This is a genomic window from Pelatocladus sp. BLCC-F211 (assembly GCF_041928655.1).
Lineage (GTDB): Bacteria > Cyanobacteriota > Cyanobacteriia > Cyanobacteriales > Nostocaceae > Pelatocladus.
In genome coordinates, this window is the sequence record NZ_JBHFLM010000002.1 from 1 (window position 1) to 19516 (window position 19516).

The window sequence follows — 19516 nt, forward strand, 5'->3', positions numbered from 1 at the left end:
AACCACGTTTTTTTGTCTGATTATTAACAACAAATATCTCAAATCCCTATTCTATCGTATAAACTAGCCTGATTACGAAACTGGCGATCGCACCCTATAAGCTAGTTACAGAGATACTTAGGCAGTTTTTGGAGATGTCTAGTAAGGACTTTAGTCCTTATATGAGCGCTTAAGCGCTGACTACGAACTTGTTGACTTGCCAAACCACTAGATGGAAATAGGTGAAACTTGGACATCTAATAAATCAATATCGCTACAACTACGTTCTAGCGCTGTAACTAATGAATACTTTGGTTTCCAGTGCAATACTTGCTGGGCGCGAGTGTTGCTGTAGCGTAGCGGTTTGAAGCGGGGGTGCAATCTTGCTGGGATCAGAATGTGAGGTAGTTTGATCTTCCCAGCTAAAAGCGATTGGTTAAACAGCCAAATTGCATGAGCCAGCAGGCGCATCAGTGTCCAGCTAATTGTAATTGTATGAGGTGAGCGCGGCATTATTTTGACTAATTGATTAGCATATACACTCTGAGTTGGCAAATCGTCATCGACGATATTTAGAGTTTTACCAATCGCTTCGTCACTTTCAGCAGCATTGACGATCGCTTCTGCACAATTTTCTACATAAGTCAGAGGTATTTGAGCATTTGTACCGATACGAATCCATAAGCGATCGCTCACCTTAACACCCAACAAAGCATTCCACAAATGCTCTCGTCCGTAAATCATCCCAGGGCGGACAATTGTCACCTTTCCACCATTTTTTGTCTCAAAGTCACGCACAATCTGTTCTTGCATGAGCTTAGTCTGGGTATAGACATCCCGCATTGCAGGTTCACGCTCAATGGGTGAATCTTCAGTGATGGTTGCACCAGAATCAATTCGTAGGTAGTCAAACACTGAAAAGCTACTAATAGCCACGAGTCGCCACACCCCAGATGCAACCATCGCTTTCAGTAAGTTCTTTGTTGCCACAACAGTGTTAGGATACTGGGTAGCAAAATCGCCCTTTGTGGCTGCTGCTATGTGCAGTACGACATCTACACCTTGCAATGCATTGATTAGGTTATCTGGTTTTTGTAGTAAATCTATCTGGACTAATTCTAATCCTGGATGATTGTACCAAGGTAGATTGGCAATACTTGTTGGTCTGACAACAGCGCGTACCTGAAACCCACGTCGCAGTGCTTCAGCCACGGTATACTGTCCAAGAAAACCGGATGCTCCTGTTATTAGTAATTTCATACACAAAAAAAGACCGTATTTTTACAGTTGTATACTTCTAGGGGTTATCTGGGTCTGTCAATATGAACAGTACAGACGGCTGCATTCGCAATGTAGGTCGATACATTAACAATGTAGGTCGATACATTAACAATGTAGGTCGATACATTAACAATGTAGGTCGATACATTCGCAATGTAGGTCGATACATTCGCAATGTAGGTCTATTTTGCCCAAGACATTGGTTCAATTGGCTCAAATGTAGTTGTTAATTTATAGGGAGAGCCTGTGTCTAAAGATTTCTGAATCGCAAGTACAATTTCATTATTGTGCAGAGAAAAGTCAGCTGATAATCGACAAGGACGATTTTCAATGATTGCAGATGCCATATCTGCGACACCTCTACAGAAATCCATTTGCTGGGCGCCTTTATACTTGAAGTGAGGAGCAGGTTTCACGAGTGAATAATTTTGCTTCCAAATGCCTTCAAGTCTCTTGCGGCGAATGTTGATACTGCGCCTGATGTAAACTGGCGCTCCATAATACCAACAATCATGAATGCCAAGTATACCCGTATCACCAATAATCTTCAAAGAATGGTCATGGGGTGCAACAATACTGCAAGTTAATCTGGCAACTACACCAGAGGTAAATTTTATACAGGCTACAGAAAAATCTGGAGTGTTAACATCTAAGGGTACATTAGTTTGTTTATCTGGGATTAGACAGGATGAAAAAGCGCTTACTGACTGTGCAGGGCCAAAAAATGCAGTCAACCATGTCACATAGTAACCTGCGTGTTCTAACGTACACCCAACTTCAAACTCATCTTTATAAGGCCAGGGAGTACCTGATGCACTCACCCATTTTTGATAAGGCATGAGGTGAACTAATCCATCATCCATTTCAGCATAAACAAGCCGAACTGTGCCAATCTGATTTTCTCGCAGTGCTTTCCAAATTGTTTGAGCTGTTTCACTCAATAAACTACATGGTGCTGAGGAAATATATAAACCTTGCTGTTGAGCCAAGTTGACTAGTTCCTCAGCTTGTGACATCTCCATTGCTAAAGGTTTCTCAGAATAAACGTGTTTACCAGCTTCTAGACAAGTTTTAGAAACAGAGTAGTGACTGCTGGGATTAGTTAAATTTAAGACAATATCAACTTGAGAATCATCAAGAAGTTCTTCTAAGGAACCATAAACACGAGGAATCTCATAATATGCAGCAAGTTTGTATGCGCGATCGCCAATGCGATCCATTACTCCTAATATCTGTAATTGCGGATGTAGGGAAAGTGTTTTCAGGTAATAGTCTGCTACATAGCCACAGCCAACAATAGCTATCTTAACCAGCATTAAAATGCTCCTTTGTATTCCACTATCGTTGGTTGGCGATTTGATAATTTATACAAGAAAAATTGGCTCTGACCAATTAATTGCGGGAACTTACCTAAAATACAAAATAAGCCATAGGCGATCGCATCTTTTTGATCAAAACCTCTACTCTGTGTATACTTGTAAGCTCGATAACCAGAGAAAAGATTAGCTAGAAATAGTAACATAATGCTGAAAGCGTGAGTTGGTAAGAAAGTAGCGATCGCCAATAAAGGCAAAATCAAACTCCACATCCAAATCCGCACACTTTCTTTTACCCAATGGTGTTCGGGACTGCGACCGTGTAACCAAGCGCCTTCAGCATAAGCATGACCACTGCGAACTGAACGTTTCCACCATTGACCAAAACGAGTCATTTGCCCATCATGCCATGTCATGTCTGCATTGAGACGCAAAATTTTGCCGCCAGATTGTCGCAGGCGCACACACAGTTCTGGTTCCTCGCCGGCGATTAATAACGGATTGAATCCCCCTACTTTTTTCAAGGTTGTCACCCTGATCATTGAGTCACCACCACAGGCTTTAGCCTCACCAACAGGAGTATTCCATTCAATATCTAACAAGCGATTATATATAGAGTGTTCGGGAAATTCCTCCCGACGCCGACCACAGACCACCACAACTTCTGGATGAGTATCTAATTCACGTGCCGCTGTTTCTAACCATCCGTCTACAATCCAACAGTCTCCATCTACAAATTGGACATATTCAACTTCTGGTTTAACTTGCAACAGATACTCAAATCCTGCATTTCTTGCACGAGCTGCGGTAAAGGGAATAGATAAATCGAGTTCTACAACATGAACCCCAAGCAAACCAGCCAGCGCCACACTCGTATCTGTTGACCCAGAATCAACATAGACAACAGTTGTTTCTTTGCCAATTACTGATAGCAAGCACTGCTGAAGACGCTTTCCTTCATTGCGTCCAATGACAACAACTCCAATTAATTGCAAATTATATACCTCCTTTCTTCCTGTTGTTTATGTCCTCTGTGATTTGTGATTGGCTTTTTTTTATTAATCGTAAAAGAAATCGTAATAAACAAAACCCAATAAAGATTAGGTAAATACAATAAACAACTTTCTGTCACATTGTTTATAGCCAAAAATATCAGATATATCAAAGGCCATATATCTTCTGGTTTTTTACTCGCATATCCTAATTTTAAAGCTTTCGCAAAAGTCATAAAATAACAAAATAAAACCAGTGCTAAACCAATTAAACCAACATCAAGTGCCGTATCAATAAAACCATTATGACCATGAGGTGGAACCCAGCCTGTACCAATTGCTTGACTTGCTTCAACTGCGTAATTACTTTTAGGCGCCCAAAATGCACCACGTCCATAACCTAAGAATGGTTTTTCCATGAATCGAGTTACTGCTACATTCCAAATGATTGTCCGTCCCGTTATAGTTGGGTCTCTACCTAAACCAGTGATTAGTTCTACCCAATAAGTAAAAACTAGTAACGAAACACATCCTAAAAGTAGAATTCCAATATCTATATAAATCACACTGACTTTTCCTCGCCAGCGAAATTTTTTATAGAACATGATGATTAATATAAGGATAAAAGAAAGAACTAGAGAAGTTCTAGAAGTTGAAAATATCATAAACACTAATGACAAAAAAAGCCCAGATATTCTATATAGCAGCAAGGTATCTTTTGCTAAAGACAAAAAAGCTAATGAGCTTAAAACCATCATGCTGCCAAGATAGTTTTTATGTCCATATACTCCTTTCCAAGCTCCTGGATGATCCACCCAATGTCTACCTATACCAGGAAATGCATACACAAAAACTAAGCTTAAAAACATACCTATTAATAGAGTATAGGTAATAATTTTTATTTGCTCTTTCAAACTAAATCTGATAGCAAAATATAAACCAAAATTGGTCATCATCAAGATATCTCTGGAGTTCAGAAAGGTATAGTCTGGAAAGTCTGACCAGAGAAATGAAAAATAAGCTATTGCCGTTAATATAAAAAGTGCTTTGTTGCGATTGATGATGGCGATCGCATCCTGCCAAAAAAGAAAAACTAGAAAGGTAAATATTCCCCAAAGTGAGAATCTGATGAACGTGATCAATCCCTCAGATAGAACTATACCCATTGATTGGGTTCCAAATATCCCTGAGAAAAAGCTTAAGCCTGAAATAATCAAAATTTTTTCGCCAAACCTAAGATATTTTTCTATATTGATTTTCTTCATATTTTATGCTTATAAAGCTTTTCCAAATTTATTCCTACATTCCTAAATTTTGTCTCTTTCTGTACGAATCCATAGCTTTTCAGGTTCAAATATATATTTGAAATAAATAGGTATTTTCCATAAAATATACAAAGGTATAGTTAAAATTTGGTACAAATGTAAGTATTGATGAGCAAATTGACTCCAAGCTAAAAGTATTGATAAAAAGAAACAAAAGCCAGAAAAAACAACAATTATTGCTGGTATCCATGCTCCAACTAATATTCCAAAAATTAAAGAAAATGTCATCAATACTGACCAAATGATGACTAATAGAGATAAAGGTGGTACGCATAAATCTAGAGTAGTTACTAACAAATCCAATCTTTTTTGATAGATTGCTTCCTTCAACAAGAGAGGAACATAAATCTGCATAGTTTGTAAAAGACCGTGTTCCCAGCGAGTTTTTTGGCTTTTGGCTGCTTGTAACTGCTGTGGTAAATAGCCAGTAACTATTGCTTCTGGACAAAATAGTGGTTTGTGTCCTGCAATGGTCAAATCCAAACCAAGTTTTAAGTCTTCGACAATGTGACCACTTGCTAGATTCACTGAGCGAATGACTGACCAAGGAAAGGCCATACCAGTACCATACAACAAGCAAGGCATTCCCAAGCGAGATGATCCCAAGGGACGAACTAAGTTTTTGAGAATGATCGAAAATTGAGAGATTAGGTCTTTTGATGACTGAGAGTTTTTTGGTCTGAGCATTAAATAAGTAGCTTGTACTGGTCGATTGCTTTTGATCGCACACTCACTCAGTTGAGCGATCGCATCTGGATAGACTGTACAATCAGCATCGATAATTACAACTACGTCTGGAGGTTCAGACTCAATCAAGCGTAAGCCGTAGTCTAGAGCGTATCCTTTACCTTTACAGATAGCATCTTGGCGTTCAATGACTGTAACACCCATGCTACGAGCAATCTCGGCTGTGGCATCATGACAATTGTCAGCAATCACAATCAAACGGTCTTGTGGTTTCAACGCACAGATCAATTTTTGCAAGGTGTCACGAATGACAACTTCTTCATTGTGTGCCGGCACTAAGACAGTAACTTTAGTATCTTGCCATTGATCTGGGCGATGCGAAGAGGCGATCGCTAACAGAGCAGCAGTACACTCAATTAGGAAAAATAAGCAGATGATCAATAAGATTGACGTACTGATTAATAAAACGACATGGGTAGACAAAAATAAAAGTTGACTAATTGACATAACACTGAATTATGTGAAGAGGGAACGGGGAAGACGTGTAGAAAATGCAAAAGGGTGTAAGGGTGTGGGGGTGTAGGAGGAGTTATTTTTTCATACTTGGCGATGAAAACTTGTTTGATCAGGACTGACTTCTACTTAATAATTTTTGCGGGAATACCAATTGCTGTTGCTCCCGGTGGGACATCGCATAGAACCACAGCATTAGCACCGATTTTGGCATAATCACCAATGGTGACTTTGCCTAATATTTTTGCACCGGCTCCAACTTCAACTCCTTTACCTAATCTCGGTGCATCATAGGGACGGTCTGCATAACGGCTTCCTAATGTCACTCCTTGGCAAATCTGGGAGTCATCACCAATGACAGCATAGGCGTTGATGATGATTGTTCCTTGATGGTGAACAACGACACGACGACCAAGCTTAACTGTGTAAAGTAGTTCAATCCCGTAGTGATTGCGAATTCTGCGATATAGCATGATGTAGAGAATGCTAAAAGGCAGTTGTAAGATTTTGGGTTTAATTTTCTTGCGCCAAACTCCGAAGCGGTGAACAGCAACACTGCGGAATCCAGGTAAAGTCCAATCACGTCCATGGGCTATCCAGTCTTCTTTGATTTGCTCCCACAGACTTAAATTCGAGTCTTCTGTTTGCTTTTGATTTGCTATCAAGTCTACTTGAACACTCATCGTTCATGACCTATGGTAGTTTGAACACTTTTCATTTACTGGTACTCTTTTGAAGGGTTTGTAGTGAGCGCTTAAGCACACCCTTCGAGAAGCCGCTACCGCGTCTACACTACAAACCCAACAAAGTTGACTTGACAAAGTACTAGCTATCAGTTTTGACATTCTTTGAATCTGAAATGTTGTTAATGTGGGAGTTGAAAATACAGAGCAGTTCGATTTCGCTGTATAAAACGACTAAGTTCTGTGCGGAGGATATCTAGGAAACTAGTTGTGACATGAGCAGGAAGGCGATGGAGCGACACAAATCCGGCTTGTTCACACATTTTTTTCAATGTGACAGGGGTAAAAGCATTGATATGTTCGAGTGGGTGAACAGCATGAAATTCGGAAAAATTTTGAGGCTGACTAATTCCTCGACAATCAGGAACTTCAACGATTAAAATTCCTCTGTCTGCAATTGTGGTTGCAATTTTACGTAGGGTTGTCAGGGGGTCTTCGAGATGCTCTAATACTTGAAATAGTAAGACGGCGTGGACTTTGTTGATCTGAGAAAATTCTAGGGCTTCCAAATTATTGAAAATAGAGATACCCATTTTTGCAGCTCGTTCGCTACGCTTTCGGCTGAAATCAATTCCATAGACATCAAAACCAAAATACTTTGCTAAAGAGAGGAAGTGTCCATCACCACAGCCATAGTCGAGAATACGAAACTGCTCTGTTGTGTTTGGTTCTACTAGCTTTTTGAGCCGCAATAGATGCTTGATACATTGTCGTCCACGTTCAAACAGAGTATCTCGCTTGTTACCTGTTTGATAGTGTGCTTCCATATGTTCGATTTGAGCATCATTAATCCACTCGTCATACAGCTTGTATAACCCTTGTGGTGTGAGGATTCGTTGATGAAAAACCATGCCACAAGTTTGACAACGCACTAAAGAAAAGGTTTCCTCTGCAAGCAAGTCCACTACATCTTTGCTGTAATGACATCTCTTGAGAAAAGAACGAGTAGGTTCATCAGTAAATTTTCCTTGCCACAGGGGATAAAGATTCGAGGAACCACAACTAATGCAGTGCGATCGCTCTCTAAATACCATCTTTTGATTAGAGAGTTGTTCTAAACCGTGTTTCTTTGTGGTCATGTCGATTAAGTTCCGATTTGCAAAATAAGTTTGTTTCTTTCGGAAGCCACGCTTATTGCATTCTTGCTACTCTTTCTAAGTCTGCGGCACTCTTGCGATCGCGAGGACTTGAATAATAAAAGTAACTGCTAGGTTCTTGCTTGGCGTTAACAGCATTAGCAATTATGCCCAAAACATTAGCTTCAGAACGTTCTAGTAGAGACTTAGCAGCAGCAGCACTAGGTGAATCTAAAACACCGGGTCGAGTTACCAGCAAAATTCCATCTGCCATTTTTCCTAAAACTGCTGCATCCGCTATACCAACAAGAGGCGGAGTGTCAAAAATAACGTAGTCATAGTTTTCTGCAAAAACATCAACTAAAGAGGTCATACCCTCAGAGTCAATTAAAGCTAAAGGGTTTGGAGGTATAACTCCTGCGGTCAGTACTGATAAAAATTCCGTAACTTTGTGTACTGCTTCGGAAAAAACTGCCTGACCAACAAGGAGATGACTCAAACCCACTGAGTTGATTAAACTCCATAAATGATGTTGTGTTGGTTTACGCATATCTGCATCAACTAGTAAAACTCGCTTACCTGATTGAGCGATGACCGCAGCTAAATTAGCGGATACTTCTGATTTCCCTTCAGCACTCACAGAACTGGTAACGACTATTTTGCGAACTTTTCGATGGCTAATAAATTTCAGGTTTGCTTGCAGCATTTGGTAGGCTTCATGAATTAATGTGCGAGGTGAAGTAGTGGTAATCACTTGCGGATAAACACCATCTTCTATATCTTGCACAGCACTCACAAAATTATTCGGTTTATATTTAGGAATTAACCCCAACAAAGTGTAACCAAAAAATGTTTCTGTTTCCTTAATTGTCTTCAATGATCTATCAATCAAGTCTACAAAAAATGCAGCAGCAATACTCAGTAACACACCCGCAAAAATACTCCCACTTGCTAACAGAATTTTTGTTTTGGAGATGACTGGCTTTTTAGGAATTTGTGCAGGTTGGACAATTCTAGCATTCCCAATGGTCTGCTTTTCTGCTACCTGAATTTCCTGTAGTCTACTCACAAGATTTTCATAGCCATTTTTAGCAGATTCTAACTTACGTTCTAAACTTTGTTGCTGTTTCTCCAAACTTGGCATGATCGCCAATTGTTGTTGATAATTAGCTCGAATATTAGACAAAGTTCGGAATTTTTTCTCTAATCCCTGCCGTTCTGCTTTTAACTCCACATAATTACCAACTAATTCTTCTCTAATCTTGCCTATTTGCAATTTGCTAGGAGAAACTAAGGGAATTCCTGAATATTGCTGAGTCCGTTGTTGCAGTAAAGAATTGAGAGTTGCTTGTTGATTTTTTAAATCAATAACTATTGGATTTTTCTCGGTATAAATTGCCCTGGCGTTTGCTAACTTGGTTTGAACTTTTTGCAACTCAGTCAAAACTTCTTGGACTCCAGGTATTTGACTCAAGGAAGCAACAGTTACTGCTTGATTTTCACTAACATTTAGTTGACTGGCTATCTGTGTTTCTTGAGCGCTCACATCTGCTAATTCAGCCTTGATTTGATTCATTTCTTGATCAAGCTTGGAAATGATATCAATAGCTGCGCTTGATTCTTCTGCAAGCTGAATCACTCTGTTTTGGATTTTAAATTGACGTAATGCTTCAGCTGCTCTTTCTAATTCTCGACGAGAATTAGGTAGTTGTTCTTTAATGAATTCACCCGCAGCAGAGACTTGAGCGCGGTTAGTTTGAATGTTGTTCTTTACATAAGACTTCATTAATTGATTGACTATTGCTGCGGCTAATTCAGGATCATTTGAGGCGTAAGAAACTTTGAGGACGTCTGTTCCTACAATTGGTTTGACATTGATTTTAAGTAATTCTGGGTCAATTAGTTTTCCTTGTTCATCTTTTAACTCTAGAGCAGTAATAACTTCTTGCAACATTGGATGGGAATTCACAATTACAGCTTGGGTTTCTAGGGGATTACCCTCCCGCATTAAGGCTTCTAAATCACCAATTTTTTCCCCTACTTTTGTCAGCGATGATGTACGGTCTGATTTGAAAAGTAGTATACCATCTGCTTGATATTCAGGTTTTTGCATGAATAGAGCTAAACCTGATAATCCAATGGAAGCAAGAATGATTGATACTATCAATCGCCAACGGCGTTTGAGAACAAGTATGTACTGTTGAATTTCTGTTTCTTGTGTGTAGCTATTAGTCTCCATACAACAAGTTTCCTTGTGGTGGTTATATACACATATCGCACTTAATAAGCACCTGATTTTTGCGCTACGACCTTCACGGTTTCTAGTAAAATTTTCAAATCAAGCCAGAGTGACCAATTTTCAATGTAATGAATATCTAGTTTCACTCCATCTTCAAAGTTATCAATATCAGAGCGACCAGAAACCTGCCACAATCCGGTAATACCAGGTAAAACTTCTTGACGAATAAAGTGCTTTGTTTTAAATCGTTCAACATCCCTACTAGGAAGGGGACGAGGACCAACTAAACTCATTTCTCCGACTAAAACATTAAATAGTTGCGGCAATTCATCTAAACTGTAAAGACGGAGAAATTTACCTATCTGGGTAATTCGAGGATCATTTTTCATTTTAAACAGAACACCATCTTTGATTTCGTTATTCTTTTCTAGAGATGCTTGCAGTTTTTCGGCATTATTTACCATTGTCCGAAATTTCCAAATTTTAAAAATTTTTCCATGTAATCCGACTCGATTTTGTTGGAAGAAGACTGGCCCTGGAGAGTCTAATTTAATTAGTATTGCGATCGCTAGATAAATCGGAGATAACAATAATAATAGTAAGACTGAAGAAGTAAGATCAAAACACCTTTTTATCCAAAAATCACTACCTGCAATAATTGGTGCAGGGATCGTCATACAAGGTACTTGACCAAGCATCCAGAAAACTGATTTGGGGTAATAAATATCAGTTTCCATTGGTAGAATTCGTAAAATAATACCAGCAGTCTGGAAATGCCAACAAACATAGAGACGATTTTTGATGGCATTCCAAGAAACAAAAACTTCTGTGATACCCTGTTTACGAAGATACTCAAAAGTAGCTTCTCGATTCACCAAATCTAAACAGCTAGGATCAGCAATTCCTTGCACTGTGTAGCAATTTTCTTTTTCAATTAACTCAATATGATTTTTTTGGTCTTTATGATCAGTAATGAGAAAAACTGAATGACGAATTACTCCTTGATATCGAAGTTGTTTTGTAGCCACATCAAAGATGAAGCGATCGCAACAAACTAAGACTACAGAACAAACCCAAAATATCAGAAAAGTAGACCGTGATACATAACTATCTGGTTCGTAAAGAAAGGCTATGCATAAAAGTAAAATGTCTGCTAATGATACTGCTTGAATCAAACCAAAATAGTTACGACGTTCTTTTCCCGGTTTATAGAGTCCTTTAACTGCGATTACACTTATCCCTGTGACTAACATGAGCATCAGTAAAGATATTTGTTCCGCCAACAGGAATTCTATGCTTGTTCCGTAATATGCTGCTAACATCCATGCCGCAGTTAAAGCAATAATATCCAACAAAATCAGCGTTATGACTCGCAGTATCCTAATTTTTAATCCTCTTTGGATAGTCGTACCTTTCGCTGACCGCAAATCTGGTTTAAAAGTTGTAAATGTGAGAGTATTAGTTGTCATAATTTTGAACACAAATTGATTTTTTCACCAACAATCAAACATGTACGAAGTTTATATTCATGTTTTGGATGAATTCTTGACTCAGGGTTTCTAAGTTTTTGATAATCTTAGGAAATAGAATCAAAAACTCTATTCAAATTTTGTCACTCCGATGCGTTGTTTTAGTACCAACCAAACAAACAGAGGATTACCCATGATATAGCGTTTCCATAGGCGTCGGGGTTCAATTAATAAGCGGAAAAACCATTCTAAGCCAGATTTTTGCATCCATAATGGCGCTCGTTGCACCATATTACTCACGAGTTCAAAACTAACTCCAATACCAATTGAAATGGGTACATTTAGGGTTTTGTAATTGTCATAGATCCAGAATTCCTGCTTAGGAGAACCCAAGCCTACAAAAAGAATATCTGGTTTGGCATTTTGAATTTTAGAGTTAATAATTGCTAGTTCTTCTGGCTGCGATTCAAAACCATATGGTGGGCAGTATGTATCGATTATTTTGAGATTGGGATATCTTTTTTCTAGAACTTCCTTTGCTTTTGCAGATGCTCCGGGGCGTCCTCCCAAGAAGAAGATTTTGAGGTTTTTTTGAGATGCGATCGCACATAATTTCTCAAACAAATCTGTGCCATTGACTCGACCTTTAAGTGATGTCTGCAAAAATTTTGCCGCCCATAATAGGGAAACCCCGTCTGGTACTACTAAAAAAGCGTGACGATAATATTCACGAAAACGAGAATTGCTTTGTAGCAGTACAACATGTTGTGCATTTGGGGTGACAACATATTTTGGCTCTTTCCCTACTAGTACGTGTTCGACAATCTGTTCAACAACTTCATTAAAACAAAGTTGGTCAATTTCCACACCACAAATATTGATCTTCATGGTTCACCCTGGATTAAGATAGTCAAGTATGATTTATTACATACTTGAATAAATGCAAGTGGTTTCTGGAATTACAAATTAGTTATCTTTTGGGAGCGTGATCAAACGCTCTAGCTATAGCATTCCAAGCCAGTTTGGATTTCATGTTTGAATCCAACGGTAAAGGACGGACTGGTGATTTATCTGAACGGGGAAAAAAATTTGATACCCAAGTGTACTTATCGCTCAATCCCCAAGTTAAAACTGCGATGACTGCTCGCTCATCTAAGACAATGTTCAAATAGTCTTCATAAATACCTGCAACAATGCGATCGCGTACAATCGGATCTGAAGTTAATTTCTGGTCTATCACATCTAGTTCGGTAATCAGAATTTTAAGACCAAGACTCGCCACATCTGCAAGAAAATTCCGCAATTTTTTAGCATTTAAGCCAGTTTGATGACCCATGAGATGAGATTGCATACCAAAACCATGAATCGGTGTTCCTCTTGATTTCAGTCGCTCTAGCAGTTTTAAAATAGCAGTTCTTTTGGCTTCATCTTTGGGGTTGTCATACTCTAATCCATAATCGTTATAGACCAACATAGCTTTAGGATCAGTAGCCGCCGCCGTCCGAAAAGCAAGTTCGATGTAATCTACACCTAAAAACTCTAGCCAAGGTGACTTTCGTAAGCTGTCAGTTCGTCCATCATCTGGTTCTATCGCCTCGTTGACTACATCCCAAGAGTGTATTCTCCCCCTATAATGTTTAGTCACTGTTGTAATATGTTCCAACAAAAAGTTTTCTGCATTTTTGCAGTTAACTACTTCCTGAAACCACACAGGTAAAGCTTGATGCCAAACTAAAGTATGTCCACGGAACAACATATTGTGAGATTGTGCAAACTGAGCTAACCAATCTGATTTGGTAAAGTCAAATTTTTTGGAAGTAGGTCGTATCTTATCCCACTTCAGTTGATAATCTGGCACCAGCATATTGCACTCCCTAATAAAGCTGGTTTTCAAATCTTTGTTTGACACCAAATCATCCTGTACAGCAGCAGCCCCATACATTAATCCCTTTGCTGTGGCGCGATCTTTCAAAGAAGTTTTCCCAAAAACTTTGAATTCTTTGCTTGAATTATCAAGTACTTGACTGTACATGAAATTTCTATTTGTTTCAATACCAACAGCACTTGTTCCAGCTAAAACTGATAGGCTCGCATACAAAAAATAACGTCTACTCAATGAGATTTTTCTGAGCATATATAGGCTAGCAAAGGGTGTTTATATAAAAAAATGCTTATTTGAGGCATCATAATTGTTAAAACGATAAAGCAAAATTTATGAAATTTATTTATTGTTTTTTTCAATTTGCATCTAGCTTATTAAATATGAAAAAACCATGTTTGAGTCAATTAGACTTTAGATATATCTCAGTAATGGCTTTAAAATATCTTTTTTTGTGATTCAAATTACTTATTTTGTAATCAAAAATAAGTAATTTGTGTTGATTGAACTGAGATCAATAAGACCATCTAAGCTCTAATCAACTCTTTTAATCACATGTTTATTAATTTGTATTTGCTCTAGAGTCACACAAAAATCAACATTTCATTACTGAAATCTCTATTCTCATTCAATCTAAATTATCAAGTCACTCTAAACTATGTCCTTAGAAAGAAAAAGGATTTTTTTGTAGCTTCCTACACTGAGAATGCATATATATGTCTATTAATGGATTATCAAACTGTGCAGAACATATATGAAAATCGCAGTCTTAAAAAGCAATAGGCAATAGGCAATAAGCACTCTTGCTATAGGGGAATCCCCACTGATGATTCGGGCAGGGTTTTACCACTATTACCTGTTGCTTGTTCGTTGGCGCAGCCTTACCGCAGGGTAGGGCTTGGTCAAAATAAGGTAGAAATCAAAATTTATTACTGACCAGCTTTAAAAGCCAAAAATAGCATTATTTACTTGCTGCTGCAAAGTATTTTTGGTTTTCAAAGGGTTTTCCAAAAGCTATCTATATCATGCAACAATCTTACAGTAATTTTGATATTTATTTCAAGTAGCTAATTTTTAGCATAACTCGCGATAATTTGCTTTGATTGATTATATAGTTGCATGGAATGACGAATATATTGAATATTTTATAATTTTCAAATTATAGTTGCTAAAAACAAACAAAACTCTTTTCAAGATAGATATTTATACATGCATCAAGTAGGAGCTTGAGAATAAACATATTACAAAAACACAAAAGAAGTCATCTAAGGAGTTTGCATGAATATTATGATTTTAAAACCTCAAAAAATCAAAGACTATTTAAAGCAGCATCTATAAATAATGCTAAAAATACAATTTATTTGGTAAATATAACCCAATACGGTTCGGTTCAGAATTTTTCGTCATAATTTTGGGTATGTAGAGACGTACCATGGCACGTCTCTGGTGGGTTTAAATATCAATCGATTTGTCTTATCCGAACCGTACACTGCCAGATAACAAAAAACGAATGACAAATGACGTAGACGCGCCAGCGGCTTCCCGCAGGGTATGACAAATAACAACTCTCGCCAACTACCTACCATTCTTCAGCCCAGTAGATGATCTCTAAAGCTGATACATTAATGGCGACACCGTAACTATCACCATGATTCCACTTAAAATCAGAACTACTTCTATCGTTTGCACCCAATACTAATATTTCATATGAGTTAGGAAAGGAATCTTGTTGAGAGTTACTAGTATAAAAAAAAGTAGTAGGAACACCATTAGGTAGGTTGGCATGGATATTAGTGTTACCACCAATGTATTTGTGTTTAGCGATCGCTTCGTATTGATTATGTAAATTGTTTATTTGTTCTTGTGGAAGTTTTAATCGAAGTTGAAAAAAATTATTGTTGTTTCCTTGTAAAAAACCACGAGAGTAAGCAAGGCGAACATTCGAGGCATTAGCCGGAATTTTATAAGGAAAATGCCTGACTTGGTTTTGATTTAACCAAAGTTTTTGCCGTATTTCTTGGTAACGTGAGGCATCTTGTATAGTTTTAACTTGATTGTTGCTATTAAAAGCTTGTTTGAAAACGAAACCTACCCCAACAATGCCAATACTGCCAAGAAATATGAAAACAGTAATGGCAATTTGTACAAGTTGTGCAGACGCATAGCGCCTTTTTGGCAAACTTCGTTTCATTGAGTTGGGTTTTCACAATAGTTATATACCCAACTTTTATCTAAAATCGTAGAATTTCGGAATAGATTCTAAGTGGATTTACGCAAAATTTACAGAAAATTTATTAAAGCAGTATAAGAAAATGGGGAATGGGGATCGGGAATCGGGGACAAGGAGAGCCACTGCGTTGCGCGGGTCCCCCGCGTTGTAGCACGTGGCGTGGACAAGGAGGACAACGGAGCAATTTTTCTCTTTTGTCTCCCCACACTCCCTACACTCCCCACATCCCTCAATCTCTCCTAAAAGCTACCAAAAATCATGCCAGTTAATAGGATGAAACCAATCCAAACGTTTTGCCGGAACATTTCACCATATGCCGAATTAGGTAAATCTTGTTGATTTAAGCGAACAGACTGCCAAATCCAACCAGCAGTAGCAACTACAAGACTAAACCAAAAAGCTAGGTGAAGATGAATAGCTATTCCTAACCAAGCAAGACAAAATATAGTACTAGCAAAGAAAATTACAATGGCGATCGCTGCATAATCACCAAAAAATAAAGCACTGGAATTTACACCAATACGCTTGTCGTCAGAGCGATCGCTCATGGCATAAACAGTATCAAATCCCAGCGTCCAAAACACAGTTGCGCCCCAAAGTAGCCAAGTCGGTTGAGAAAGATTTTGTGTGACTGCACTCCAGCTAATCAACACCCCAAAACCCCAAGCAATTGACAGCACTAACTGGGGAACAGGAAACACTCGTTTTGCGGCTGGATACAGCAAAATCACTGGAACTGCTGCCACGGACAACCAAAAAGAGATGGGGTTAAGATAGAAAGCAAGAACCGCAGCACATCCTAAAGCTACTATCGCGATCGCAATACCAACTTTTACAGAAAGCGCACGGGATGCAAGGGGGCGATCGCGCGTTCTTTCCACTTCTGGATCTATATCTCTATCCCACAAATCATTAACAACACAGCCAGCAGCGCTTGTAGCAAGCGTTCCTAAAATGATCACGCCAACCAATGGTAGAGGCGGCTTACCAGCAGCTGCCAAAAACACAGCCCACAAGGCAGGAATCATCAAAATTAAACGTCCTTCCGGTTTGTGCCACCGTAATAATCGGATAATCACAAGCCAAGTAGGTTCCTGGTTACGTTCTGGGGTACTGAGCATAGGGGATCGGGGATCGGGGACAGGGGAGCGGGGAGACAGGGGAGCGGGGACAGGGGAGCGGGGATTGGGGACCCCGCCTTCCCCGATCCCCGATCCTTAATTCACACATCTTCACATATATAGAATAACTTTATCTGAAACAGTAAGAAGGCTCACACGCTCACCTGTACTCAATCAGTGTTGAGATGAATTGCGAGTAATACCATTTCACGAAAACCCTGATACAAATGATTAGTTTCTAATTCTTTCCCCCTGCACCCTGCTCCCTGCTCCCTTGCCGTCCATTTGTATCAACATAAAAGTGAAACGGTATAACGCATTGTCCCCTCCAAAAACAGGAAGGCTTTGATTAGAAAAATCCGATTGGCCCTCGCGATAAATCAAGGGGCTTTAAGCAATCGGATTTTTGGTACGTCGAAGACCCTCGTGAGTTGAGTTGCGTAGTTTGATTGTATTTGAGCGTAGCGAAAACAAAGAAAACTACAGCGACGAAACGAACAAAATATTGATTGAATCACGGCTTTTTTGGTAAAATTAACTTGGTCAATGACCCACCCGACTGTATGGAACAGAAAGGCTAACTTCAAAGTAGTAAAGCTTGCCGCAGCAACATCAGAGATCGGGGAAAGAACATTTCTAGATGGTATGCCATTGCAGTAAATCCGAGGAATGTTGTACGAACAAAAATTAAACTGCCTATGGAAGATGGGCATCTGCCTGGGTTCTCCTTTGAGGAGATAAAGGTCGCAAGACCAGAGACGCTGTGTAAGACCAAGTTAAGCACGGGTTTAATGAGGCAACGGCGGCTGAGACGGGAAGCCTACTGTGTACGCGAAGCGTCACTGTAGGTACTTCACTTCATTTACTGAGAGAACAATAAATGGTCAATTTGGTTTCTGCTAGCTGGGGGAGTACGCTAACTCAAACAGACAAGCAACAGCGAATCATCGCTGCGATTGATTTGGGAACCAATTCTCTGCACATGGTAATTGTGCGGATTGAAACAACACTACCAGCATTCAGCATTATTGGTAGAGAAAAGGAAACTGTGAGATTGGGCGATCGCGATCTAGTCACAGGATGCTTAAAAGCAGAAGTGATAGAAAGAGCGATCGCTTGCTTGCGACGTTTCCAAGAAGTTGCTAAAACTCTCAACGCCGAAACAATCATTGCTGTAGCTACTAGTGCTGTTCGAGAAGCACCCAATGGTAAAGAGTTTCTACACAAGGTAGAAGTTGAGTTGGGTCTGAGTATTGATTTGATTTCCGGCCCCGAAGAAGCACGTCGGATTTACCTGGGTGTACTTTCGGGGATGGAGTTTAATAACCAACCCCACATGATTGTTGATATTGGTGGCGGTTCCACAGAACTCATTTTGGGTGACACTCACCAAGCACGAACTCTCACCAGTACCAAAATTGGTGCAGTTCGCCTGACGAATGAATTAATTAAAAGTGATCCTATTAGTAATGCTGAGTTTCAGTACCTACAAGCCTATGCACGGGGAATGTTAGAACGTTCTGTAGAAGAGGTACTGGCAAATCTAGAATATGGTGAACAACCCCGCTTAGTAGGAACATCCGGTACGATTGAAACTCTGGCGATGATCAACGCCCGTGAAAAATTGGGTTTTGTTCCCTCTACGCTGAATGGTTATCAGTTTAGCCTCAAAGACTTGCGGGAATGGGTAAATCGCTTGCGGAAAATGACTAACATCGAACGGGCGACAATCCCTGGTATGCCAGAGAAACGGTCAGAAGTGATACTGGCTGGGGCAGTAATATTACAGGAAGCAATGAATTTGTTAGGGATAGAGGCGATCGCAGTTTGTGAACGCGCCCTCCGTGAAGGCGTGATTGTAGACTGGATGCTCACCCACAGCTTAATTGAAGATCGCCTACGTTATCAAAGTTCGGTGCGCCAACGCAGTGTTCTTAAAACTGCTAAGAAGTACCATGTCAACTTAGAACATAGCGAGCGTGTTGCAGTCTTTGCCCTGAGTATCTTTGATCAAACTCAAGGCATACTCCATAATTGGGAAAGCGAACAGAGACAGCTACTATGGGCTGCGGCAATACTTCACAACTGTGGTCATTTTGTCAACCATGACTCTCACCACAAACATTCATACTACTTAATTCGCAACGGCGAATTGCTAGGTTATACCGAAACCGAGATGGAAATCATCGCCAATATTGCCCGTTATCATCGCAAATCTCCGCCCAAGAAAAAACATGAGAATTTTCGCAATTTGCTGCATAAAGAACACAGACAAATCGTGAGTCATTTGAGTACAATTCTCAGATTAGCAGTTGCTTTAGATCGGCGACAAATCGGAGCAATCCAGCAATTGCAATGTGAATTTATTCCAGATACACGAGAATTGAAAATGCGAATTTTTCCATCTCGTCCTGATGATGAATGCTCTTTAGAACTCTGGAGTTTGGATTATAAAAAAGGAGTATTTGAGTCAGAATTTGATGTGAAATTAGTAGCTACTTTGGAAAAGTCCGCTGTGATAGTTCATTGACCTCTCCCCGCCATAAATGGACGGGGATTCTAAACTGTTGCTGCGAGGAAGGCGTTGCATCCGTTCCTCTGCGCTTTGTAGTTTTGGTTTCCCAGATGCGGTATCTGGTAGCAAGGGTCAAAACTTGCCTACAGAC

The 19516-nt window shown here is 39.5% G+C and carries 14 protein-coding genes; 1 reads left to right on the plus strand and 13 read right to left on the minus strand.

The window, feature by feature from the left end; genetic code table 11:
- Positions 1-207: 207 nt before the first annotated feature.
- The 13 genes from ACE1AT_RS00015 to ACE1AT_RS00075 form a co-directional block, all read right to left on the minus strand.
- A complete protein-coding gene (locus ACE1AT_RS00015) occupies positions 208-1239 on the minus strand; it encodes an NAD-dependent epimerase/dehydratase family protein (RefSeq protein ID WP_374865290.1) in 1032 nt (343 codons plus the stop codon).
- Between the two features lie 203 nt (positions 1240-1442).
- Entirely contained in the window at positions 1443-2576 is a 1134-nt protein-coding gene (locus tag ACE1AT_RS00020) for a Gfo/Idh/MocA family protein (protein ID WP_374865291.1), read from the minus strand.
- On the minus strand, positions 2576-3571 hold the full coding sequence (locus ACE1AT_RS00025; protein ID WP_374865292.1) for a glycosyltransferase family 2 protein: 996 nt from the start codon (positions 3569-3571) through the stop codon (positions 2576-2578). The genes ACE1AT_RS00020 and ACE1AT_RS00025 overlap by 1 nt, the downstream gene beginning before the upstream one ends.
- A complete protein-coding gene (locus tag ACE1AT_RS00030) occupies positions 3562-4833 on the minus strand; it encodes an O-antigen ligase family protein (protein WP_374865293.1) in 1272 nt (423 codons plus the stop codon). Before ACE1AT_RS00030 ends, ACE1AT_RS00025 begins: the two co-directional genes overlap by 10 nt.
- A 42-nt stretch (positions 4834-4875) precedes the next feature.
- On the minus strand, positions 4876-6087 hold the full coding sequence (locus tag ACE1AT_RS00035; RefSeq protein WP_374865294.1) for a glycosyltransferase family 2 protein: 1212 nt from the start codon (positions 6085-6087) through the stop codon (positions 4876-4878).
- A 131-nt stretch (positions 6088-6218) separates the two neighbouring features.
- Positions 6219-6776 (minus strand): serine O-acetyltransferase, encoded by a 558-nt coding sequence (locus ACE1AT_RS00040; RefSeq protein WP_374865295.1) that lies wholly within the window; start codon positions 6774-6776, stop codon positions 6219-6221.
- Between the two features lie 182 nt (positions 6777-6958).
- Complete coding sequence (locus ACE1AT_RS00045) at positions 6959-7915, minus strand: class I SAM-dependent methyltransferase (RefSeq protein WP_374865296.1); 957 nt, start codon at positions 7913-7915, stop codon at positions 6959-6961.
- A gap of 52 nt (positions 7916-7967) precedes the next feature.
- A complete protein-coding gene (locus tag ACE1AT_RS00050; RefSeq protein ID WP_374865297.1) occupies positions 7968-10151 on the minus strand; it encodes a GumC family protein in 2184 nt (727 codons plus the stop codon).
- A gap of 41 nt (positions 10152-10192) precedes the next feature.
- Entirely contained in the window at positions 10193-11620 is a 1428-nt protein-coding gene (locus ACE1AT_RS00055; protein WP_374865298.1) for a sugar transferase, read from the minus strand.
- A 129-nt stretch (positions 11621-11749) separates the two neighbouring features.
- A complete protein-coding gene (locus ACE1AT_RS00060) occupies positions 11750-12508 on the minus strand; it encodes a WecB/TagA/CpsF family glycosyltransferase (protein ID WP_374865299.1) in 759 nt (252 codons plus the stop codon).
- Between the two features lie 82 nt (positions 12509-12590).
- Positions 12591-13652, minus strand: a complete 1062-nt coding sequence (locus ACE1AT_RS00065) for an endo-1,4-beta-xylanase (protein ID WP_374865300.1) — start codon at positions 13650-13652, stop codon at positions 12591-12593.
- 1426 nt (positions 13653-15078) lie between these two features.
- Positions 15079-15690, minus strand: coding sequence for a hypothetical protein (locus ACE1AT_RS00070; RefSeq protein WP_374865301.1), 612 nt, complete (start codon positions 15688-15690; stop codon positions 15079-15081).
- A 278-nt stretch (positions 15691-15968) separates the two neighbouring features.
- Positions 15969-16850, minus strand: a complete 882-nt coding sequence (locus ACE1AT_RS00075) for a 4-hydroxybenzoate solanesyltransferase (protein WP_374865302.1) — start codon at positions 16848-16850, stop codon at positions 15969-15971.
- Positions 16851-17730: 880 nt separating this feature from the next.
- Here ACE1AT_RS00075 and ACE1AT_RS00080 point away from each other — a divergent pair.
- Positions 17731-19380, plus strand: coding sequence for an HD domain-containing protein (locus tag ACE1AT_RS00080; protein WP_374865303.1), 1650 nt, complete (start codon positions 17731-17733; stop codon positions 19378-19380).
- The last annotated feature ends 136 nt before the right edge of the window (positions 19381-19516 follow it).